The following is a 19,735-nucleotide window of genomic DNA, read 5'->3' as shown; positions in this document are numbered from 1 at the left end:
CCCGCCCCTTCGCGCTGGGGGCGGCGGGGGCTCGCCCCGTGGTCGCGTGGTGCCACGGGGCGGGGGTGCCGGGGGGGGGGGGCCGGGGCCGGGGGGGGGGGGGCGGGGGTCCCGCCCCCCCCCCCCCACCCGCCCGTAGCCTGGACTCCTACCGAAGAACCCCACGTCAGGGCCGCTCCAGAGCCGCAGCGCCCACCGCACCGCCTGCACGTACGAGGAGCCGCACCGCCATGGCCGAACACCCCGCATACCCGGTGGGCCTCCGCCTCTCCGGCCGTCGTGTCGTCGTCCTCGGCGGTGGCCAGGTGGCCCAGCGCCGGCTCCCCGGGCTCATCGCGGCGGGCGCGGACGTCCACCTCGTCTCACCGCAGGCGACCCCGTCCGTCGAGGCGATGGCCGACGCGGGCGAGATCACCTGGACCAGGCGCCCGTACGAGGAGGGCGACCTCGCCGACGCCTGGTACGCGCTGATCGCCACCAGTGACCCTCGGGCCAGTGCCGAGGCCTCGGCCGAGGCCGAGCGCCGGCGCGTCTGGTGCGTCCGCTCGGACGACGCCGACGCGGCGACCGCGTGGACCCCGGCCACCGGCCACAGCGAGGGCGTGACCGTCGCCGTCCTCACCACCGACGCCAAGGGCCGCGACCCCCGCCACACCGCCGCCATCCGCGACGCCGTGGTCGAGGGACTGCGCGACGGCACGCTCGTCGCGCCGCACCACCGCACCCGTACCCCCGGCGTCGCCCTCGTCGGCGGCGGCCCCGGCGACCCCGATCTGATCACCGTCCGCGGACGCCGGCTGCTGGCCGAGGCCGACGTGGTCATCGCCGACCGCCTCGGCCCCCGCGACCTGCTCGCCGAACTCCCGCCGCACGTCGAGGTGATCGACGCGGCGAAGATCCCGTACGGCCGGTTCATGGCCCAGGAGGCCATCAACAACGCGCTCATCGAGCACGCGAAGCAGGGCAAGTCCGTCGTCCGGCTGAAGGGCGGCGACCCGTTCGTCTTCGGCCGTGGCATGGAGGAGGCCCAGGCGCTCGCCGAGGCGGGCATCGCCTGCACGGTCGTCCCCGGCATCTCCAGCTCGATCTCGGTGCCGGGCGCCGCCGGAATCCCGGTCACCCACCGGGGCGTCGCGCACGAGTTCACCGTGGTCAGCGGTCATGTCGCCCCCGACGACGAGCGCTCCCTCGTCGACTGGCCCGCGCTCGCCCGGCTGCGCGGCACCCTCGTCGTCCTCATGGGCGTCGACAAGATCGGCAGGATCGCCGACACGCTCGTGGCGCACGGCAAGCCGGCCGACACCCCCGTCGCCCTGGTCCAGGAGGGCACCACCGCAGCTCAGCGCCGCGTCGACGCCACCCTGGCCACCGTCGCCGAGACCGTCCGTACCGAGGACGTGCGGCCGCCCGCGGTCATCGTCATCGGCGAGGTCGTGGACGTCGGCCCCGGACTTCCCGAGTAACCACGGGTAACCCAACCCGTTCCCAGCCGTTGGCACCGCACCCAGGACAAGGCAGTATCACCCTGTGGCCGATCTCATCACCGTCGACAACCCCGACGACCCGCGTCTGCGCGACTACACGGGCCTGACCGACGTGGAACTGCGCCGCAAGCGCGAACCCGCCGAGGGCCTGTTCATCGCCGAGGGCGAGAAGGTCATCAGACGGGCCAAGGACGCCGGCTACGAGATGCGCTCGATGCTGCTGTCCGCCAAGTGGGTCGACGTCATGCGCGACGTCATCGACGAACTCCCGGCACCCGTCTACGCGGTCAGCCCCGAGCTCGCCGAGCAGGTCACCGGCTATCACGTCCACCGGGGAGCGCTCGCCTCGATGCAGCGCAAGCCGCTGCCCACGGCCGAGGAACTGCTGCGGACCGCGCGCCGGGTCGTCGTCATGGAGTCGGTCAACGACCACACGAACATCGGCGCCATCTTCCGTTCCGCCGCCGCCCTCGGCATGGACGCGGTGCTGCTCTCCCCGGACTGCGCCGACCCGCTCTACCGCCGCTCGGTGAAGGTCTCGATGGGCGCGGTGTTCTCGGTTCCGTACGCCCGTCTCGACACCTGGCCCAAGGGCCTGGAGTCGGTGCGCGACGCCGGGTTCAACCTGCTCGCCCTCACCCCGGACGAGAAGGCGAGGTCCCTCGACGAGGCGGCCCCGCACAAGATGGACCGGGTCGCCCTGATGCTCGGCGCCGAGGGCGACGGGCTGTCCACCCGCGCCCTGATGGCGGCCGACGAATGGGTCCGCATCCCGATGGCCCACGGCGTCGACTCCCTGAACGTCGGCGCGGCGGCCGCGGTCGCCTTCTACGCGGTGGCGACGGGCCGTCCCGAGAGCTGAGAGCCGTGCTTCCGGGGGCGCCGTGACGGGGCGCACTCCGGGGACGGACCGGGGGTCGCGCCGACTGGTGCCTGTCGCGGCCGGGGCCTGTCCGGCGAATTCCTAGGGCAGTGCCCCGGCCGCCGACTGTTCCTGGTGCACGACCTTGCGCGGGGTGTCGTCGAGCCCGCGGGACGGCCCCTGGCACCCCTGGGCCGCCGCGATGCCGAGCGCGACCAGCAGCGTCACCACCACGAACACGAAGAGCCGCTGGCGCAGCAGCCGCGGATTGGCGGGCCTGCGGCCCGCTCCGGTGGCGCGCGGACCGGGCCGTCCGGTGCCGCTGCGGGGAGCTGGCCTGTTCCCGGTGCGGCCGGTGTTGCGGGCGGGTGCCGGACGCGATCCCGACCGCGATCCGCCGTTCGTCCCGCCGGTGCGCGGCGGAGGAGTGGTCCCCCGCGGCGGAGGAGTGGCTCCTCGCGGCGGGGGAGTGGTCCCCGGCCGCCGTTGGGTGCGCTGCTCGGCGTACTGCTCGGCCAGGCGTCCCGTCGGCCGGTCCGGGTCCGAGCGCGGCGCGGGCGGCCGCGTGTCCACCATGCCCTGGGCCTCGCGGGCCGCGATCTCCTTCAGCCGCAGGGACAGTTGGAGGGTGCTGGGCCGCTCCTCGGGGTCCTTCGCCAGACAGGCGCGGACGAGCGGTGCGAGCGCGTCCGGAACCCCGTGCAGATGCGGCTCCTCGTGGACCACGCGGTAGAGCATCACCTCGGAGCTTCCCTGGCCGAAGGGCGAGTCCTGGGTCGCCGCGTACGCGAGCGTGGCCCCGAGCGCGAACACGTCCGTGGCCGGGGTGACGGCGACGCCGCGCACCTGCTCCGGCGCCAGGAAGCCCGGGGAGCCGACCGCGGTGCCGACATGGGTGAGCGTGCTCGCCCCGGTCGCCCACGCGATGCCGAAGTCGATGATCCGCGGCCCCTTCGGGGACAGCAGGATGTTGGACGGCTTGAGGTCGCGGTGGACCACCCCGGCCTCGTGCACCGCGACCAGCCCCTCGGAGAGGGCGGCACCGACGGCGGCCACGTCGGCGGCCGACAGCGGCCCCTCCTCGGCGACCTTGTCGTGCAGGGAGGGGCCGGGCACGTACTGCGTGGCGAACCACGGCCGGTCCGCCTCCAGGTCGGCGGCGACGAGCCGTGCCGTGCAGCCGCCCCTGATCCGCCGTGCCGCCGAGACCTCGCGTGCGAACCGGGAACGGAACTCCTGATCCTCCGCCAGATCAGGCCGGATCACTTTCAGTGCGACCCGCTGGCCACGCCGGTCGGAGCCCAGGTAGACCACACCCATGCCCCCCGCGCCGAGCCGTCGGTGAAGCCTGAACGAGCCGACGACACGCGGGTCCTCGCGCCTCAGGCGCATCATCGCCATGTCCATCCCCGCTGCCCGGTCCGTTTGACGAGCCACAGCTTACGTTTCCGCGGCCGGGTGCGCGCAGAGGCCGCGCCCTCTCGTCCCGATCGATTGTCAGTGCCGGGTGGGAAACTTGAGAGGTGGTCAGGGAGCGTGCGAACAACGCCTTCTTGACCTGCTCTTGATCCCAACCATCCATCGCTGAAGGGGGATTGAGCCCGTGAGGGGTGACCGCGTGGAGATAGTCGTGGACGCAGGGGACACGACGCGTACGTACGAGGTGGTGGCGAGCAGGGCGGGCCGCCGGGTGGAGACGGCGGTGCGCCGAGGTGTGGTGGAAGTGAGCGAAGTCACTCGAAACGGAACAGTGGTACGGACCGCCCGCTTCATGGCGACTCGGGTGCTGGCACTCGTCGAACAGCCGGTCCCCCGGGAGGACAGTTCGGAACAGTAGGGGCGCATCGGACGTCCCCTCGGGGAAGACCCTGAGACCCGGGCCCCCGTCTCCACCCACGGTAGTACTCGGCAGGTCACGGCTCATCCTCCGGGAGGCCCGGCAATCGGTACGAGGGCATGACGACCCGACGTCGTCGCGCGCCTAGATTTGAGGTCAAGCGGCGGGTGCAGCACTCGTCCCCCGAGGTCAGACACCCGCCGCTGCCAGGCACCAGAGAATCTCGGTCAGGAGAGGGACCATGGCCCACACGGCACCGCGGACGGAGCTCCGCGCGCAGGGACGCAGGGCGTACGCCGCCGCGTTCGGCACCCGTCAGGGTCAGCGCCACCCCTTGGTGGCGACAGCGATGGTCCTTCCTCTGGCGGCCCTGCTCGTGGTCGTCTTCGGCGGCTGGGACGCGGTGGTCACACAGGCGTCGTCCGTGGGCGTGATGCTGGGGCGCTGAGCGGCGCCCCAGGCCCGGAAGAGCGGTCCGGGCGGGGACATCCGGCCATGAAACCCCGTGGGGACGGGGGTGCGGCGGACGGCAGGAAGATGCCCGCGCAGCTGGGGAGCTGCGCGGGCATCTCTTTTGCCGGGGGCGGAGCGCCGTCCGGGGCGACGAGTGCGCAGGTACGACGACGCCCCGGTACGGGTGCCGGGTGGTGCAGCCGTGGCGCGGATCTGCCACGGGGCGGGGTGTCTCGCGCCGGCCGACGTGACCGCGGCCGCCGTCGACGGCCGCGGTGTCACGGTGCCGGCCGTCTGACGCCGGTGTCCCGGGGCCGGGGCGCGATTCTGTCCTGAGGGGTGCCTCGGGGCGGCTCTTCAGGGTGCGGCGCCTGCGACGCCCGGCTGCCGCTGTCGCTGCGGCAGCGTCGGGGTGCCGGGGTGCCGGGTGTCCGGGGTCGGCTTCGGCTGCGTACTCTCACCGGCAGGTGTCCGGCAGACGTTCTCGTCGGCAGCGTCGTACCGCCCCGTCGTGCAGCCCAGGGAGATCCGTGACCGTACCCAGCCTGCTGCCCGCGCTCACCGCCGCCGCGCGCGCGGCGGCTCACCCGGCGACGGCTGTGCCCGGCCCCCGCGGAGCCTGCCCCTGCGGCGCCGAGGACGCCCTCCTCGCGGACCGCGACGACGGCACCGTGGTCCGCCACGGCGACATCGTCGCCAAGGCCCACGCCCCGGACACGGAACCCCGCGGGCTCGCTCTCCGGGTCTCCGTGGCCACGAGCCTCCCCGGCGTCCTCCTGCCGCCGCTCGACCCCGCCCCGGCCGGTCTCCTCGGCCGCCGGGTGACCCTCTGGCCCTACGGCGCTCCCGTCGACCCCGACACTCCGGACGCGGCTCCCTGGGAGGAGACCGCGAACCTGCTGGCCCGACTGCACCGCGCTCCCGTCCCGGACGGGCTGCCGCCCATGCGGGGTCCGGTCAAGGCCGCCCGCGCACTGGCCAGGCTGCGCGCGGCCGGCCCGCACCCGGCCGCCGCCCCGGTCCTGCGCGCCTGGGCCGCCCTGCCCGCCTGGGCACGGGCCGAGGCCCCGATGCCGGACACCACGACCCTGTGCCACGGCGACCTGCACCTCGGCCAGCTCGTACGCCATCCCGCGCCGGACGGTCCCTGGCTCCTCATCGACGTCGACGACCTCGGCGTCGGCGACCCGGCCTGGGACCTGGCCCGCCCCGCCGCCTGGTACGCCTGCGGGCTGCTGCCGCCCGACGAGTGGCTCCGTTTCCTGACCGCCTACCGGGACGCGGGCGGCCCGGCCGTTCCCGCCGACGGCGATCCCTGGCCCGCCCTGGACGTCGCGGCCCGCGCCCTCACCGTGCAGACCGCGGCCCTCGCGGTCGCCAAGTCCGCCGCCGCGGAAGAGCCGTTGGACGAGGTGCAGCAGGCCGTGGTCGACGCCTGTGACCGAATGAGTGCCCTCCCGGCCGAGTTGACCCGAGGTTCGGCGACGTAGGGTGCAACCGACCGAGGCCGGGCAGTGTCTGTCCTGGCGGAAGCAGTACCGACCGGCGAGGAGTTGAGCCGAGCATGCAGTGTCCGAAATGTCATGCGCCGATGCACACGTACAACCGCAATGGCGTCCAGATCGAGCAGTGCAGCGGCTGCCGAGGGATCTTTCTCGACTACGGCGAGCTGGAGGCACTGACCCGCGTGGAGGCGCAGTGGTCCCAGCCCGCGCCGCCCCCGGGCGCGCCGCAGGCCTATCCGTCCGCCCCGGCCCCCGCGTGGGGCGCCCCGCAGCACGGTGGCCACGGAGGCGGTCACTACGGCGGTCATGGCGGTCACCACGGCGGTCACCACGGCCACAAGAGCTTCGGCCACATGCTCTTCTCGTCCTGAACGGCCCGAAGGGGCTCCTCCCGGGCGGAGGGGCCCCTTCGGCCGCAGAACGTCCTGGGAACAACGTCTTGAGAACGACGTCCCGGGAACGACGAAGCCCCCGGTCGTGAGACGACCGGGGGCTTTGCTGGTGCGCGATACTGGGATTGAACCAGTGACCTCTTCCGTGTCAGGGAAGCGCTCTCCCGCTGAGCTAATCGCGCAGGTCACGAGGCCGGAGCCACGCTTGCTGCTGGTACTGCGTGCGCGATACTGGGATTGAACCAGTGACCTCTTCCGTGTCAGGGAAGCGCTCTCCCGCTGAGCTAATCGCGCGGGGATCCTTGTGGATCAGGTCCATGCGGACCAGTGGACGATACTGGGATTGAACCAGTGACCTCTTCCGTGTCAGGGAAGCGCTCTCCCGCTGAGCTAATCGTCCTTGGAGGTGGAGACGGGATTTGAACCCGTGTAGACGGCTTTGCAGGCCGTTGCCTCGCCTCTCGGCCACTCCACCAGGAGTGCGGGTTCGGGAAGATCCCCCACTTCCTGCGAGCGGACGACCAGGTTCGAACTGGCGACCTCAACCTTGGCAAGGTTGCGCTCTACCAACTGAGCTACGTCCGCTTGTCGGTTCCGTTTCGCTTGCGCGTCCCGGCGACGAGTTGAACTCTAGCGGATTCCCGGGCCAGCACAAAAACGCGTTTGCGCAGCGTGCTGCGGTCTGTCCGCCCGAGGACATGGCCAGGGCACTCGGAGGACACCCGCCCTAGACTCGTCTGCGTGCTCGACCTCCCTCCTCTCGCCCGCTTCGGCGGCCTCGTCGCGACCGGTCTCCTCGATGTCACCAGCGATCCCGCGGCCCTGGACTCGACCGGCTTCTGGGCCGTCTCGGCCGACTTCGAAGGGCGTCTGACCTGCGCCCGCTTCCGGGACGTACGAGAGGAGCCGGTACCCGCCCCGGTGCCCGGACGGTGGCACGGGCCGGCGGCCGGTGACTGGACGTCGTCCCTCGACCGCGCCGCGTACACGGCCGGAGTGCGGCGCATCCGGGAGCACATCGCGGCCGGCGAGGTCTACCAGGCGAACCTCTGCCGCGTGCTCTCCGCGCCCGTCCCGGCCGACGCCGACGTCGACGCGCTGACCGCCCTGCTGGCGCGCGGCAACCCGGCGCCGTATGCCGGAACGATTCGGCTGCCGGAGCACGGCGTCGAGATAGCCACCGCCTCCCCGGAACTCTTCGTGCGCCGCGCGGGCCGTTCTGTCGAGTCGGGCCCGATCAAGGGCACCGGACGCACCGAGGCGGATCTCCTGGACAAGGACTACGCCGAGAACGTGATGATCGTCGACCTCGTCCGCAACGACATCGGCCAGGTCTGCGCCACCGGCACCGTGACCGTGCCCGACCTGTGCGTCGTCGAGAAGCACCCGGGGCTCGTCCACCTCGTCTCCACCGTCAGCGGCGAACTGCGCGAGGACGTCGGCTGGCCCGGCCTGCTGGCCGCGGCCTTCCCGCCCGGCTCCGTCACCGGCGCCCCGAAGTCCAGCGCCCTGCGGATCATCGAGGCCCTGGAGACCGCGCCGCGCGGTCCGTACTGCGGAGGCGTCGGCTGGGTCGACGCCGACCGCGGCACCGGCGAGCTGGCCGTGGGCATCCGTACCTTCTGGATCGACCGCGCCGACGGCGTCCTGCGCTTCGGCACGGGGGCCGGCATCACCTGGGGGTCCGACCCCGAGGGGGAGTGGCGGGAGACCGAGCTGAAGGCGTCCCGGCTGCTCGCGGTAGCGTCGGGAACGTACGACGCGGGTGACGGGACCCTCACGGACTGACCCGGTTTCGGGGACGGCGCGGGGACCGGGGCCGGAACGCCGTGCCGGACGACGCGTCCGGCACATTCACATGCGAGGTAGTGACCAGTGAAGCTTTGGCTCGACGGAGTGCTGCAGGACATCGAGGCCGCCCGCGTCTCCGTCTTCGACCACGGGCTGACCGTGGGGGACGGCATCTTCGAGACCGTGAAGGCGGTCGACGGCCGCCCCTTCGCGCTGACCCGCCACCTCGACCGACTGGCCCGTTCGGCGCGCGGCCTCGGTCTGCCCGAGCCCGACGCCGACGAGGTGCGCCGCGCCTGCGCCGCCGTCCTCGACGCCAATCCGATGCCGCTCGGCCGCCTCCGCATCACCTACACCGGTGGTCACGGCCCGCTCGGTTCCGACCGCGGGGAGCACGGTCCGACCCTCGTCGTCGCGCTCGGCGCGTCGGACCCGCGTCCCGACTCCACGGCCGTCGTCACCGTCCCCTGGACCCGCAACGAGCGCGGCGCCCTGACCGGCCTGAAGACGACCTCGTACGCCGAGAACGTCGTCGCCCTGGCCCGCGCGCGTGAACACGGCGCGTCCGAGGCGCTGTTCACGAACACGGTCGGCCAACTCTGCGAGGGCACCGGGTCGAACGTCTTCGTCGTCCTCGACGGTGAGATCCACACCCCGCCCGTCGCCTCCGGCTGCCTCGCCGGCATCACCCGTGCCCTCGCGGTCGAATGGACCGGTGCCAAGGAGACGGACCTGCCGCTGGACGTCCTGGAGCGCGCCGACGAGATCTTCCTGACCTCCACCCTGCGCGACGTCCAGGCCGTGCACCGGGTCGACGCCCGTGAACTGCCGGGCGCGCCGGGCCCGGTGACCGCCAAGGCGATGCGCGTCTTCGACGAGCGGGCCGGGGACGACCTCGATCCCTGACGGGCTCGGGAGCCCACCGGTTCGGGAGCCCGCCGGCCCCGGATCGCGGGGTAATTCGGCTGACGACGGGCGCGTCAGCGGGTACAACACCCCTGATGACCACGACCCTGCGGCCGACCGAGCCGCTTCACCGCGCCGCCGACGGGACCCTCTCGCGCCGCTACCGGGTGTGCGTGAACAGCCGTCCCGTCGGCCGGGTACACCTCACGACGGAACCCGGCTCGGGGCCGCCCGCCGCCAGGATCCACGAGCTCGGCATCGACGAACCGGACCGTGGCCGCGGCCGGGGCACCGTGGCCGCGCTGGCGGCCGAGGAGGTGGCCCGGGGCTGGGGCTGCCGGCAGATCGAGGTGACCGTTCCCGCGGAGGCCGCGGCAGCCCTGGGGCTCACCAGGGCGCTCGGTTACGTCCTGCGCAACCGCATCATGGAGAAGACGCTCGGCGGCCCCGCGCTCGTCCTGCCCCCGGGCAGCGCCGACCGTCCCATGACCCAGGGCGAGTACGAGATCTGGGACCGGGCGGGCAGACGGCACTACGCCGAGGACTGGATCCGGCGCGGCGTACCGGAGGCCGAGGCGCGCGCCAAGGCGGACCGCGACTTCGGCGGCGCGCTGCCGCAGGGCCCGGCCACCGCGAACATGTGGCTGAGCGTCCTGGAAGACGAGGGCGTCCCCGTGGGCGACCTCTGGCTGGGGCGCCGGAGCGGACACGCCTTCGTCTACGACGTCCAGGTCCGCGCCGACCAGCGCGGGCGGGGACACGGCCGCACGCTCATGCGGCTCGCCGAGGCCCGGGCGACGGCCGCCGGACTGGACCGCATCGCCCTCAACGTCTTCGCGGGCAACACCCCGGCCGAACGGCTCTACGAGTCGCTCGGCTACGAGACGACGGAGTACCACCTGTACAAGACGCTGCTTTAGCCGGGATCGCGCTGTCTCGGCCGAGGTGCTGCTGCGGCCGAGGCGCTCGGGCGGCCGGGAGCCGGCCGTCGTGGAACCGGACGGGTCAGCCCTGTTCGGCGAGCAGCCGGTCGGCGATCTCCTCGATCCGCTTGCGCAGCCCCTCCTGGCTCTTGCCGCCGTCCAGGCGCTCACCGCCGATGACGTACGTCGGGGTGCCGGTGACGCCGATCGCCTTGCCCTCGGCCTGGTCCGCGTCGACGATCAGGATGTGCCGTCCGTCGATCAGGGCCGTGTCGAACTCCTCGGCGTCCAGGCCGAGTTCCCGCGCGACCTCGAGGAGGAAGGCCTCGCCCCCGCGGTTCAGCTCCTCGACGCGGCCGAGTACGGCCTCGACGTACGGCCAGGCGGCACCCTGCTCGGCGGCCTCCTCGGCGGCCTGCGCCGCGGCGAAGGCGTGCTTGTTCTTCTCCAGGGGGAAGTGCCGCAGCCGCAGCTCCAGGTGGTCGCCGTGGCGTGCGCGCAGCGCGCGGAGGTCGGCGAGAGCGTCACGGCAGTCCGGGCACTGGAGATCGCACCAGACGTCCAGGACGACGGGGGCCGGGCGGGCGCTGGAGGAGGCGGAGGAGTCGCTCATGGGATCCAGTCTCCCAGCCGGGCGAGGGTGCGACGCCACCGGGACCTGAGGAGGACGGCTACCCCGAGATGTCCCTGAGGTCTGCCCGGACCGTGGCATACCGGGCATCGGGCGGTGCAGGATGGAAGGAACGAGGAACCGTGTCGCACCGAGCCCCGCCTGGAGGACCGGAATGATCGCAGAGACCGTCTGCTCCGCCGTCTCCGTCGCCGGCCTGGGCATCGCAGCGGTGACGGCGTACCGCAAGCGTTTCCTGGCGGCAGCCCGGATCGCCGCCTACTCCCTGGTGCCGATCGGTCTGGTCATGACCGGGGTGGTCGGCTGGCTGGCCGACACCGCGTTCAGTCCGACCGCGTGGGCCGGCTTCGTGGTGCTCGGTGGCGCCTGGGCGCTGTTCATGATCACCCGTGCCGTGGAGCGGCGCGGCGGCGGGACCCGGAAGGAACGCAGGGCGGCGAAGGCCGCCGCGCAGCGCGAGGCGGCGGCTCCCGCGGCTTCGGCCCCGTCGCTGGGCCAGGGCTCCGGCCTCGCCGCCCGACCTGCGGCGACACCGCGGGCGGCGGGCTCCGGGGACGACTTCAGCGACATCGAGGCCATCCTGAAGAAGCACGGCATATGAACGGCATAAGCGACACAAGATCGCATGTCTGACACCGGGAACGCGCGGAACCGTTCACGTTCGAGCGTGCCCGTCACATCATCCAGCGAACTCCCGTATATTCCGGGCGTGTTGATCGCGGAGCGGGCGCGCTCTGCGTCATCATCGCCCGCGAGATGCTGGACACAACAACGAGCGACACCGCTGCTCCGTCCGAGGAGCGGCGCGGTTGTCTCTTCGCGCTCTCCCAGCCGCCGCTGATGATCTTCCTTGCGGTGATCGGCTGTCTGCTGCTCATGGCTTCGCTGCACGACCTGCTGCTGCTCTGAGCTGTACACGGAGCCCCTGGCGCCACCCGCCGAGGGCTCCGTCGGTCCGGCCGAGGCGGGTCAGCCCGCGGCTTCCTTGCGGCGCGCCCGGTAGGCGGCCACATGGAGCCGGTTCCCGCAGGTGCGGCTGTCGCAGTAGCGGCGGGAGCGGTTGCGGGAGAGATCGACGAAGGCCCGTCGGCAGTCCGGAGCCTCGCAGCGCCGCAGTCGGTCCTGTTCTCCGGCGACCACGAAGAAGGCCAGCGCCATCCCGCAGTCGGCAGCGAGATGGTCGGCGACCGAGGCGCCCGGCGCGAAGTAGTGGACGTGCCAGTCGTAGCCGTCGTGGTCCGTCAGCCGGGGCGTCGTGCCGGCGGCCGCGACCAGTTCGTTGATGAGCGAGGCGGCGGCACGCGGATCGTCGGCGGCGAAGATCCCGGCGAACAGGCCGCGAACGTTCCGTACGGCCGCGAGATCGCGTTCCGACAGCACCCCGACATCGCTGATCTCGTGCTTTCGTACGAAATCGGCGAGTGACGGCACATCGGCGAGCCCGTCCGCCGTCTCGTCCTCCGGTGCGGTGTTCACCAGATCCACCACGGCGTCGAGCGCGCACCGGGTGTCGTGGGTGATCAGCACGTTTCGCTCCCTGGCCTGGGGGTCGGGCGAGGGCGCCCGCCCGATGCTGGCCGATGGTAGTGGCTTCCCGGCGCGACGGAGACGGGCGAGGGGGTGCGGGGGCCGGGAGCGCGGGCTCGGGAGGAAGGGGCGAGGAGGGGGTGAGGAGCGAGTGGGGGTGGGCGTGGAGGAGGGGCAGGGGTGGGTGCGGGGGAGGGGCAGGGGCGCGTGGGGGTGTGCCCGGGGGAGGGGCGGAGGCGCGTGGGGGTGTGCCCGGGGGAGGGCACGGGCGAGTGGGTGGTGCGGCCGGCCGTGGGGGAGGTGTCGCAGGTGGGGTGATCAGGCGGGCCATGGGGTTGGCTGCCGGGGGACGTGCGGCGGCGCCGTCACCGCGAACCCTCCGCGGTGTCGGCGCCGCCGCCTTCCCTGTGCGGTTGTCTGAGCCCGAGCCGTCTCCCCGAGTGGACGGCGCCGGGCGGCTCTGTCGTGACGCGTCAGCTCTCGGCCAGGATGTGTGAGAGCTCCGTGTCGAGATCGAAGTGCCGGTGTTCCGTGCCGGGCGGCACGGCTGCGTCCGTTCGCTTCAGGAATGACTCCAGGGCCCTCGCGGGGGCTTCGAGCAGGGCTTCACCCTCCGGAGAGCTCAGGGCGATGCATACGACGCCCTGGCCGTGGCTTCGGGACGGCCAGACTCGGACGTCGCCGGTACCGGTGGGCCGGTGGAGGCCCTCGGCGAGGAGGTCGCGGGCGAACACCCACTCGACGGTTTCCTCGGCTCCGGTGTGGAAGGTGGCGTGCACGGCATAGGGATCGGCCGTGTCATACCGCAGTCCTGCGGGTACAGGCAGTGAGGACTCGCTCGACACAACGAGGCGCAGGTGCAGCTCGCAGCTGACCGTGGTGTTCATAAGCGCCAGGGCCTTTCGCTCAGTGTGCGCTCGGGGATTCGCACGTCGGCGAAATCGACATGCCACCTACGGTGCCGTTGTAAACCCCTCTGAGGGTTTTGCATGTCTTTATGTAACTCATCCGGCCGAGGGCGCGTTCTCCGGATAGGGCCATTCCGGTGACTGGTTTCTCTCGGGTAGGGTTTGGTCGTATGAATACGGGGAGTGACGAGACGGGCGAGGTCGCCACGACGGACGACGGGGCGGGGAATGAGCGAGCGCTCGGTTCGCGGGCGCCCCAATTCATCAGGGCCCGCCGTGCACTGCACGTGAGCTGGCAGGTGGGTGTTTTCGTCGTCGGGCTCGCGGTGGTCGTCGCGGGCGTGGTCATGCTTCCGCTGCCGGGACCCGGCTGGCTGGTGATCTTCGGCGGCATGGCGATCTGGGCGACCGAGTTCGTCTGGGCCCAGCTGGTGCTCCGCTGGACGAAGCGCAAGGTCACCGAGGCGACGCAGCGGGCGCTCGATCCCAAGGTCCGGCGCCGCAACATCGTTCTCACCGTCGTCGGCCTCGTGATCGTCGCCGTTCTGGTCGGTGTGTATCTCTGGAAGTTCGGCTTCGTGATGCCCTGGAGCATCTCGCAGTGACGAGTCCGGGTGGGGTGCTCCCGGAGTGGCTCCAGGGCGGTCGCGGGCCGTCCCCGCTGGTCGAAGGCACTCCCTGACATGGGGTAATGTTCTTCCTGCGCCCGGGCGATTAGCTCAGCGGGAGAGCGCTTCGTTCACACCGAAGAGGTCACTGGTTCGAACCCAGTATCGCCCACACGTAGGAAAGACGGCTCCGGTCCACGACATCGTGGACCGGAGCCGTTCTCGTTGTGCGTCGGCGCTCGCGCCGGCGTCACCGGGGTCGGGTTCGGCGTCGGCGTCGGCGTCGGTGCGGGTTCGGGTGCGGTGCGGGTTCGGGTGCGGTCCGGGGAGTGGGTCGGGGCCGTGCTGGTACATCCGCCCGCATCCGAACGGATCCCACCGGCGATTCGAGGCGGGCGTGGCTGATGATCCGTCCGGCCTGCGGGCATCTGATGTACCGGCACGGCCCCTCCCGCGCGTACCCGACTGCGGGTGTGTCGCGGTGGCCGACCATGGCAGCCCCGTCCGGGGAGACCTGGCCCCTCCGGTCCGTCCTTCGGGCTAGGGGCAATGTTCAGCCCCTCCGGCGTTTGAGGAGCGGGGTCCGGGGCGGAGCCCCCGGATCGGGTAGGGGCGAACGAAGGTTTTGCCAGGGCGGTCGTCGGCGGTTGAAGGGGGGTAGGGGTGCGCGCCGGGGTGAGCCGGGGCGGGTGTCGGTCGGGGTGGCAGGGTTCGGTCTCCGGTGGGGCTCGGCCTGTCGGGCCCGAACGTCAACGGCCGCCCCCTCACGCTCCGTTCCCTCCACCCCTGCCGACACCCCGTCAGCCCCCCTCGCGGCAGTACATTTTCGGCCGCGCTCCGGACCTGCTCCGCCGCCCGGGAAACGTTCGGCCGGTCGGTCGCGGGGGCTCGACCTGCGTACTCCTGTGCGATTGCGTCGGAAGGTCGCGGAGGCCGCCGCGACGGGATCCGAGCGCCGCGCATCCGTTCCTGCCGCGACCACCGGCTGCGGTGGGAGCGGAAGGGGTGCCGGGGGCGGGACGGTGACGATCCGTTACGCCTGGTGGGGTGCGGACGAACGGGTGAAGCGGACCGACCGGTTCATCGGGCTCTTCGGGAAGAAGTGGCCGAAGACCAAGACGCAGGCGGACTTCCAGGATTACGTGGCCTTCTGGGAGAACTTCAGGACCCGGGCCGTGGGCGGAAATCCACCGGACGCATTCCGGAACACCGTCGGATTTCTGCGGAAGTACGACAAACGAGGGATCTGCTCGGCCTCAAGTCCCAGATGGATGCCGGAAATCTCGGCCTGGGAAATTTCCGCGCCGGGTGGAGAAGGCCGGCCGGGTCGGCGGAAAGCAGTTCGGAATTCCGGTCGGACCCGACACCGTGCCGCTCGTCGTCGACGAGAAGGTGTTCGAGAGGGTGGGCATCGAGCCGAGCAGGGCTGGACCTGGGACGAGTGCTTCGCCGCGTTCGAAGAAGACTCACGACACGCAGAACGTGGCGGGCGGCACCGGGTACTCCGGCAACATGTACCCGTACGGCCTCTGCCTTCGGCGGAACGGCAAAGCGTTCTTCACGAAGGACGGACTCGGTTTCGGCGAGGCCGATCTGACGGAGTGGTGGACCGATGGTCACAACCGTGTGAAGGCCGGCATCACGACCGATCTCGAGCGGGTCGAACAGGACGGGCCGAAGTCCTCCCTCTCGGCGGGACACACGGCCTCCGAGTTCACGTGGGACGACTTCACGGTCCGTTATACGGCCGAGTGCGACGGAGGTTACGGTCCGGCGCCGATCCCGATCATGGGTTATGACCGCGGGATCGACGCCACCGTCGAGCAGTTCGACGCGTTCAAGCACTCCGGCACGCCAGCAAGGCCGTCGCACGGTACGAGCAGGATGTCGCCGCGGCCCCCGCCCTCGGGCCGCGGCGGCCGTCGCCGTCGAGGGAGCGTCGGCGGTCACCGTCCGCTAGTCCATCCTTCCCAGCACCTCCCGCACCCGCCGTGCGTCACGGATCCGCTGCTCGTAGGTGGCACCCAGTGCGAGCAGCAGCAGACCGGCGAGTGCGGGAGGCGCCCAGCGCGGGAGCGCGTCCACCATCTGCACGATGTACGGGGCGAGTTCGTGCAGGGCGTCCAGGACGAGCACGGCGCCGCCGAGCACCAGCGGAGCCTGCAGTCGGTGCCGGGCGCCCAGCAGGGTCACGGCGAGCGCCGCCGCGCCCAGCAGCAGCGGACGCTGCCACCGGCCGTCGCCCCATGCCGCGAGCAGGCTCGGCGCGAGCGTCACGGACAGGCCCGGCGCGTACGCCGTCCACGACGACACCGAGGCGTCCGAACGGCGCCGGTACGCGCCCAGCAGCAGGGCCGCGGCGGTCACCGGCAGCGTGTACGCCTCCGGGGAGCCGACACCCCAGGAGGCGAGGCGCACCCAGGAGGCGAGCACGAACAGGGCGGTGGCCGCGTATCCGGCGGGGCGCCGGTCCTCCCGTACGGCCGTGCCCGCGGCGATCACACCGCACAGGGCCAGGACCGTGGCCAGCGCGGCCGGTTCGGCCACCGCGAGCCCGATGGCGAGCAGCCCGGCGACGGCACCGGCGATCTCGATCGACACCGTCGTCGGACCGTCCTCGGCGCGCGCGGCGAGCAGCGCGGCGGCCACGGGCACGACCAGCACGAGCAGCGCCGTGTGCCAGGGCTCCAGACCGAGCCGGGCGCCCGTCGCGACGGCGAGGGCCGTCGCGTACGCCAGGGCCGCGGGCGCCGCGACCGGGCCGAGGCCGGGGCGCGGGGCGGCCGCCGCGAACAGCGCGGTCAGTGCGGCGAACACGGTCAGGGTCGCGCTCTGGGAGGCGAGCGCGAGGAAGGCGAGGCTGACGGACGTGATCAGGGACAGGATCCGCGCCGTCAGGGGAGAGCCGGTCCGGTGGGCGTACCCGAGCAGGGCCGCCGTGGTGAGTCCCTGGGCGGACAGTGCGACCGCGTAGGGAAGTTCGAGGGCCGCCGGGAGGACGAGCACCGTCGCCCACGCCAGGGTCAGCGCGCAGGCCAGGGCGTGCGGACGCCACGCGGCGGCGCGGACGGCCACCACCAGGGCCGCGGCGACGAGGGCGAGCACGAGCGGTGCCGTGACCGCGTCCTGGGGCCAGGGCAGGCCGTTCGTCACCGCGTCCCGCGCGTTCGCCGGAACACCGGACCAGACGGAGTCCACCCGGCCGACCGGCCCCAGCAGGGAGATCGCGACCACGGGCAGGGCCCAGGCCGCGGCGAGGGCGCCCACGCAGCCCGAGGCCAGGGTGAGCCCGCGACGCACCGCAGCGGGCAGGCCCGTGCCGGCGACGGCCAGGAGGGCGATACCGCACACCAGATGACCGGGGACCGTCCATTCGCCCGGCAGGGACACGCGCAGCACCCCGCCGATCGCCGCGACGCCGACGAGTCCCCCGGCGGTCGTGAGGCCCGTCGCGGTGGCCGTCGTGAGACCCGGCTTCGGGGCGTTCCACGCGGCCGTCAGCGCGATCGACGCGGCGAGGAGGAGGAGCGCCGCCGCACGGGCGGCGGCGCCCGGGCCGGCCGCCGCCCAGGACAGGCAGCCGGCGGCGAAGGTGCCCCAGCCGCCCATGCCGTACGCCCCGACGGCGGCGACGGCACGGACGGGCTGCAGGCGCACGGGCAGGCGCAGGGCGAGCACGGCGTCGAGCGCGGCCGTGACCAGCAGGGCGGCCGTGACGGCGCTCGCGCCCGCGGAGGCGGCCACCGCCCACAGGAGCAGCGGCAGCTGCGCGGCGACCACGGCGGCGGGCAGCGGAAGCCGAGGCGACGGACGCTCACCGGCGTCGGCGTCGGCGTCGGCGTCGGCCGTCCGGACCGGTGCGCCCAGCGCGATTCCGTACGCCGCCCACACCGCGGCCAGCGCCGCCGAGGCGAGCGCCGCGTAGCCGACGCCGTCCGTGCGGGGGAGCGCGACCGCGTACAGCGCGTACGCGTCCAGGACCGTCAGCACGAGGCCGATCCCCGCCAGCGCCTCGGCCGTCGAGCGCAGCCCGCGCCGCAGCAGGGGCACGGGCGCGCCGAGCGCGGCCAGCGTCACCGCGCCGAGCACCAGCGACCGCCCCGTGATCCCCAGGTGCCCCCAGCCGACCAGGGTGAACGCGATCGCGGCGACGGCCAGCAGGACGCCGCCGAGGAGCAGAAGCGCGTTCTGCACGCCGGGCGCGGAGGCCTCGGGCCGCCGGGGTCCGGGTGCCGGGGCCGTGGTCCGTACGGGCGTCGGCCGGAGCATGTGGACCAGCCAGGCGCGGCGGGTCAGCAACACGGCCCGGCGCGCGTCGAGTTGCCGCAATTCGGCGTCGAGGAGCCGCAACTCCTCGGCCGGGGACGGGATCTGGGTCATGCTCCGGAGTGTGGTCCGGGTCACGCCTCCCGGACATGAGTGCGGGTACTCACGTCGTACTCATCCCGGGGACACGCGAGATCGGTACTTCCGCCGCCTCCGCCCCGTGGGCACACTCGGCCCATGGACTGGACCCACTACCGATTCCGCACCGTGTGGGAGCTGCCCGCGCCGCCCGCGCACGTCTACACGGTCCTGGAGCAGGCCGAGACCTACCCGCTCTGGTGGCCCCAGGTGCGCGAGGTGACCCCCGTCGACGAACACGGCGGCGTCATCCGGATCCGCTCGGTCCTGCCGTACGACATCACCGTCACCGCCCGCGCGGTACGCCGGGACCCGGCGGCCGGCGTCCTGGAGATCGGGATGTCGGGCGATCTCGACGGCTGGGCACGCTGGACCTGCGCGGCGGCCGGTCCGGGAACCCGCGCCCGCTACGACCAGGAAGTGCACGTCACCAAGCCCCTGCTGCGGCGGCTGGCGGTGCCGGGGCGCCCCTTCTTCCGCGCCAACCACGCCCTGATGATGCGCTCGGGACGGCGCGGACTGCAGGCTCGTCTCGAAGCGGTTTGAACCCCACCCGCCGGGACCTGTATTGTTCAGTCCGTTCCCGGGCGATTAGCTCAGTGGGAGAGCGCTTCGTTCACACCGAAGAGGTCACTGGTTCGAACCCAGTATCGCCCACCCGGAGGAGACCGGTCCGTCGCAGACGGACCGGTTTTTCGTTGTGCCCCGACGCCGTCGCGCCCGGTCAGGCCCCGCCCCGTCAGGCCGCCGCCGGAAGGTCCGGGCGCAGCGGCCACGCCGGATCCACCGCCTCCGGCGAACCGCTGCGCGCGAACCAGGCCTGCAGCCCGCGCGCCTGTGCCGCGTGCCACACCGCCTGGAGCGTGTGCAGCTCGGACGGCGACAGCCGCTCCAGCCGGGCCGAGAAGCGGCGCCCCACCGCACGCACGACCTCCAGCGAGGCGAGCGCGTCGGCGGCCGCGTCGTGCGCGCCCTCCAGTGCCACCTCGTAGTGCGCGCACAGATCGGTCAGGGTGCGGCGGCCCTTGCGATAGCGGTCCAGATGCTTGTCGAGGACGCGGGGATCGAGCACGCGCAGCGACGCCGACTCGAACCAGCGGTCGAGGGACGAGGCGCGATGTCTGCGCAACTCCCGGTCCAGCAGCGTCAGATCGAACGGGGCGTTCATCACCACCAGCGGCCGGCCCGCCGCGGCCTGTTCACTCAGTTCCCGCGCTATCTCCTCCATGACGGGCGACGGCCAGCGGCCGTTGCGCTGCAGATGTTCGTCCGTGAGCCCGTGCACCGCCGTCGCCCCCGCGGGCACCGGCACTCCCGGGTTCACCAGCCACCGGGTCACCCGCGGACGGGAACCCGGGGCGTCCTGGACGACGACGGCGGCCGACACGATCCGGTCGGTCTCGACGTCCACGCCCGTTGTCTCCGTGTCGAACGCGGCCAAAGGGCCCTCGTACCAGCACGTCATACGTACACAACTCCTCGTTCACCCACGGCAGCTGACGCG

19 protein-coding genes and 7 tRNA genes are annotated in these 19,735 nt (G+C 72.7%); 15 read left to right on the top strand and 11 right to left on the bottom strand.

Going from position 1 to position 19,735, the window contains the following annotated elements:
* Positions 1-230 precede the first annotated feature (230 nt).
* Together cobA and ACH4S8_RS30110 are read left to right on the top strand one after the other, a co-directional pair.
* Complete coding sequence (gene cobA / locus ACH4S8_RS30115) at positions 231-1,463, top strand: uroporphyrinogen-III C-methyltransferase (RefSeq protein ID WP_398399510.1); 1,233 nt, start codon at positions 231-233, stop codon at positions 1,461-1,463.
* Between the two features lie 64 nt (positions 1,464-1,527).
* The gene (locus ACH4S8_RS30110; RefSeq protein ID WP_389403078.1) at positions 1,528-2,346 is read left to right on the top strand and encodes a TrmH family RNA methyltransferase; all 819 of its coding nucleotides are present in this window, start codon (positions 1,528-1,530) and stop codon (positions 2,344-2,346) included.
* Positions 2,347-2,448: 102 nt separating this feature from the next.
* Here ACH4S8_RS30110 and ACH4S8_RS30105 read toward each other — a convergent pair whose 3' ends face one another.
* Entirely contained in the window at positions 2,449-3,753 is a 1,305-nt protein-coding gene (locus tag ACH4S8_RS30105; RefSeq protein ID WP_398399736.1) for a serine/threonine-protein kinase, read from the bottom strand.
* Positions 3,754-3,949: 196 nt separating this feature from the next.
* Here ACH4S8_RS30105 and ACH4S8_RS30100 point away from each other — a divergent pair, with 196 nt between their 5' ends.
* The 4 genes from ACH4S8_RS30100 (at position 3,950) to ACH4S8_RS30085 (ending at position 6,512) form a co-directional block, all read left to right on the top strand.
* Positions 3,950-4,183, top strand: a complete 234-nt coding sequence (locus ACH4S8_RS30100) for a hypothetical protein (RefSeq protein WP_326788867.1) — start codon at positions 3,950-3,952, stop codon at positions 4,181-4,183.
* Between the two features lie 241 nt (positions 4,184-4,424).
* Positions 4,425-4,631, top strand: a complete 207-nt coding sequence (locus ACH4S8_RS30095) for a hypothetical protein (RefSeq protein WP_398399507.1) — start codon at positions 4,425-4,427, stop codon at positions 4,629-4,631.
* Between the two features lie 535 nt (positions 4,632-5,166).
* Positions 5,167-6,126 (top strand): phosphotransferase, encoded by a 960-nt coding sequence (locus ACH4S8_RS30090; RefSeq protein WP_398399505.1) that lies wholly within the window; start codon positions 5,167-5,169, stop codon positions 6,124-6,126.
* A 74-nt stretch (positions 6,127-6,200) separates the two neighbouring features.
* Positions 6,201-6,512: a zf-TFIIB domain-containing protein gene (locus ACH4S8_RS30085; protein ID WP_398399503.1), complete on the top strand. Its 312-nt coding sequence runs from the start codon at positions 6,201-6,203 to the stop codon at positions 6,510-6,512.
* Positions 6,513-6,640: 128 nt separating this feature from the next.
* Here ACH4S8_RS30085 and ACH4S8_RS30080 read toward each other — a convergent pair.
* The 5 genes from ACH4S8_RS30080 to ACH4S8_RS30060 all read right to left on the bottom strand — a co-directional run bounded on the left by ACH4S8_RS30080 (position 6,641) and on the right by ACH4S8_RS30060 (position 7,118).
* Positions 6,641-6,715 (bottom strand) — tRNA-Val (locus tag ACH4S8_RS30080).
* Between the two features lie 40 nt (positions 6,716-6,755).
* Positions 6,756-6,827 (bottom strand) — tRNA-Val (locus tag ACH4S8_RS30075).
* Positions 6,828-6,861: 34 nt separating this feature from the next.
* Positions 6,862-6,933, bottom strand: a tRNA-Val gene (locus ACH4S8_RS30070).
* Between the two features lies 1 nt (position 6,934).
* Positions 6,935-7,008: transfer RNA gene (locus ACH4S8_RS30065), tRNA-Cys, on the bottom strand.
* A 37-nt stretch (positions 7,009-7,045) separates the two neighbouring features.
* Positions 7,046-7,118, bottom strand: a tRNA-Gly gene (locus ACH4S8_RS30060).
* 156 nt (positions 7,119-7,274) lie between these two features.
* Here ACH4S8_RS30060 and ACH4S8_RS30055 point away from each other — a divergent pair.
* The 3 genes from ACH4S8_RS30055 to ACH4S8_RS30045 all read left to right on the top strand — a co-directional run bounded on the left by ACH4S8_RS30055 (position 7,275) and on the right by ACH4S8_RS30045 (position 10,150).
* Positions 7,275-8,321 (top strand): chorismate-binding protein, encoded by a 1,047-nt coding sequence (locus ACH4S8_RS30055; RefSeq protein WP_398399501.1) that lies wholly within the window; start codon positions 7,275-7,277, stop codon positions 8,319-8,321.
* A gap of 87 nt (positions 8,322-8,408) precedes the next feature.
* Positions 8,409-9,230: an aminotransferase class IV gene (locus ACH4S8_RS30050; protein ID WP_398399498.1), complete on the top strand. Its 822-nt coding sequence runs from the start codon at positions 8,409-8,411 to the stop codon at positions 9,228-9,230.
* A gap of 95 nt (positions 9,231-9,325) precedes the next feature.
* Entirely contained in the window at positions 9,326-10,150 is an 825-nt protein-coding gene (locus tag ACH4S8_RS30045) for a GNAT family N-acetyltransferase (RefSeq protein WP_398399496.1), read from the top strand.
* Between the two features lie 85 nt (positions 10,151-10,235).
* Here ACH4S8_RS30045 and ACH4S8_RS30040 read toward each other — a convergent pair whose 3' ends face one another.
* Positions 10,236-10,766: a DsbA family protein gene (locus ACH4S8_RS30040; RefSeq protein ID WP_398399494.1), complete on the bottom strand. Its 531-nt coding sequence runs from the start codon at positions 10,764-10,766 to the stop codon at positions 10,236-10,238.
* Between the two features lie 172 nt (positions 10,767-10,938).
* On the opposite strand from ACH4S8_RS30040, the gene ACH4S8_RS30035 reads away from it, so the two are divergent.
* Positions 10,939-11,385 carry a hypothetical protein gene (locus ACH4S8_RS30035; RefSeq protein WP_398399492.1) on the top strand — a complete coding sequence of 149 codons (447 nt, stop codon included), beginning with the start codon at positions 10,939-10,941 and terminating at the stop codon, positions 11,383-11,385.
* 155 nt (positions 11,386-11,540) lie between these two features.
* Positions 11,541-11,693: a hypothetical protein gene (locus ACH4S8_RS30030; RefSeq protein ID WP_398399490.1), complete on the top strand. Its 153-nt coding sequence runs from the start codon at positions 11,541-11,543 to the stop codon at positions 11,691-11,693.
* A gap of 60 nt (positions 11,694-11,753) precedes the next feature.
* Here ACH4S8_RS30030 and ACH4S8_RS30025 read toward each other — a convergent pair whose 3' ends face one another.
* On the bottom strand, positions 11,754-12,311 hold the full coding sequence (locus tag ACH4S8_RS30025; protein ID WP_398399488.1) for a CGNR zinc finger domain-containing protein: 558 nt from the start codon (positions 12,309-12,311) through the stop codon (positions 11,754-11,756).
* A 473-nt stretch (positions 12,312-12,784) separates the two neighbouring features.
* Complete coding sequence (locus ACH4S8_RS30020; protein ID WP_003959770.1) at positions 12,785-13,198, bottom strand: SsgA family sporulation/cell division regulator; 414 nt, start codon at positions 13,196-13,198, stop codon at positions 12,785-12,787.
* A 191-nt stretch (positions 13,199-13,389) separates the two neighbouring features.
* Here ACH4S8_RS30020 and ACH4S8_RS30015 point away from each other — a divergent pair, with 191 nt between their 5' ends.
* Both ACH4S8_RS30015 and ACH4S8_RS30010 read left to right on the top strand, forming a co-directional pair.
* Positions 13,390-13,824, top strand: coding sequence for a TIGR02611 family protein (locus ACH4S8_RS30015; protein WP_398399486.1), 435 nt, complete (start codon positions 13,390-13,392; stop codon positions 13,822-13,824).
* Between the two features lie 103 nt (positions 13,825-13,927).
* A tRNA-Val gene (locus ACH4S8_RS30010) sits at positions 13,928-13,999 on the top strand.
* 1,784 nt (positions 14,000-15,783) lie between these two features.
* On the opposite strand, the gene ACH4S8_RS30005 is transcribed toward ACH4S8_RS30010, so the two are convergent.
* Positions 15,784-18,207, bottom strand: coding sequence for an SCO7613 C-terminal domain-containing membrane protein (locus tag ACH4S8_RS30005; protein WP_398399484.1), 2,424 nt, complete (start codon positions 18,205-18,207; stop codon positions 15,784-15,786).
* 123 nt (positions 18,208-18,330) lie between these two features.
* Here ACH4S8_RS30005 and ACH4S8_RS30000 point away from each other — a divergent pair, with 123 nt between their 5' ends.
* Both ACH4S8_RS30000 and ACH4S8_RS29995 read left to right on the top strand, forming a co-directional pair.
* Positions 18,331-18,777: an SRPBCC family protein gene (locus ACH4S8_RS30000; protein ID WP_398399482.1), complete on the top strand. Its 447-nt coding sequence runs from the start codon at positions 18,331-18,333 to the stop codon at positions 18,775-18,777.
* 39 nt (positions 18,778-18,816) lie between these two features.
* Positions 18,817-18,888: transfer RNA gene (locus tag ACH4S8_RS29995), tRNA-Val, on the top strand.
* Between the two features lie 82 nt (positions 18,889-18,970).
* Here ACH4S8_RS29995 and ACH4S8_RS29990 read toward each other — a convergent pair.
* The gene (locus ACH4S8_RS29990) at positions 18,971-19,696 is read right to left on the bottom strand and encodes a 3'-5' exonuclease (protein ID WP_398399480.1); all 726 of its coding nucleotides are present in this window, start codon (positions 19,694-19,696) and stop codon (positions 18,971-18,973) included.
* Positions 19,697-19,735: the final 39 nt, after the last annotated feature.

Origin of the sequence: Streptomyces sp. NPDC021080 (assembly GCF_044333225.1) — a bacterium.
GTDB lineage: Bacteria > Actinomycetota > Actinomycetes > Streptomycetales > Streptomycetaceae > Streptomyces.
The sequence above is the reverse complement of the archived record's forward strand: the minus strand, read 5'-3'. Positions and strand labels throughout refer to the sequence as shown.

Coding starts and splice junctions, on each gene's coding strand:
- ACH4S8_RS29990 (WP_398399480.1), bottom strand. CDS start 19,696: ATGACGTGCTGGTACGAGGGCCCTTTGGCCGCGTTCGACACGGAGACA.
- ACH4S8_RS30105 (WP_398399736.1), bottom strand. CDS start 3,753: ATGGACATGGCGATGATGCGCCTGAGGCGCGAGGACCCGCGTGTCGTC.
- cobA (WP_398399510.1), top strand. CDS start 231: ATGGCCGAACACCCCGCATACCCGGTGGGCCTCCGCCTCTCCGGCCGT.
- ACH4S8_RS30085 (WP_398399503.1), top strand. CDS start 6,201: ATGCAGTGTCCGAAATGTCATGCGCCGATGCACACGTACAACCGCAAT.
- ACH4S8_RS30040 (WP_398399494.1), bottom strand. CDS start 10,766: ATGAGCGACTCCTCCGCCTCCTCCAGCGCCCGCCCGGCCCCCGTCGTC.
- ACH4S8_RS30005 (WP_398399484.1), bottom strand. CDS start 18,207: ATGACCCAGATCCCGTCCCCGGCCGAGGAGTTGCGGCTCCTCGACGCC.
- ACH4S8_RS30015 (WP_398399486.1), top strand. CDS start 13,390: ATGAATACGGGGAGTGACGAGACGGGCGAGGTCGCCACGACGGACGAC.
- ACH4S8_RS30045 (WP_398399496.1), top strand. CDS start 9,326: ATGACCACGACCCTGCGGCCGACCGAGCCGCTTCACCGCGCCGCCGAC.
- ACH4S8_RS30030 (WP_398399490.1), top strand. CDS start 11,541: ATGCTGGACACAACAACGAGCGACACCGCTGCTCCGTCCGAGGAGCGG.
- ACH4S8_RS30035 (WP_398399492.1), top strand. CDS start 10,939: ATGATCGCAGAGACCGTCTGCTCCGCCGTCTCCGTCGCCGGCCTGGGC.
- ACH4S8_RS30000 (WP_398399482.1), top strand. CDS start 18,331: ATGGACTGGACCCACTACCGATTCCGCACCGTGTGGGAGCTGCCCGCG.
- ACH4S8_RS30020 (WP_003959770.1), bottom strand. CDS start 13,198: ATGAACACCACGGTCAGCTGCGAGCTGCACCTGCGCCTCGTTGTGTCG.
- ACH4S8_RS30095 (WP_398399507.1), top strand. CDS start 4,425: ATGGCCCACACGGCACCGCGGACGGAGCTCCGCGCGCAGGGACGCAGG.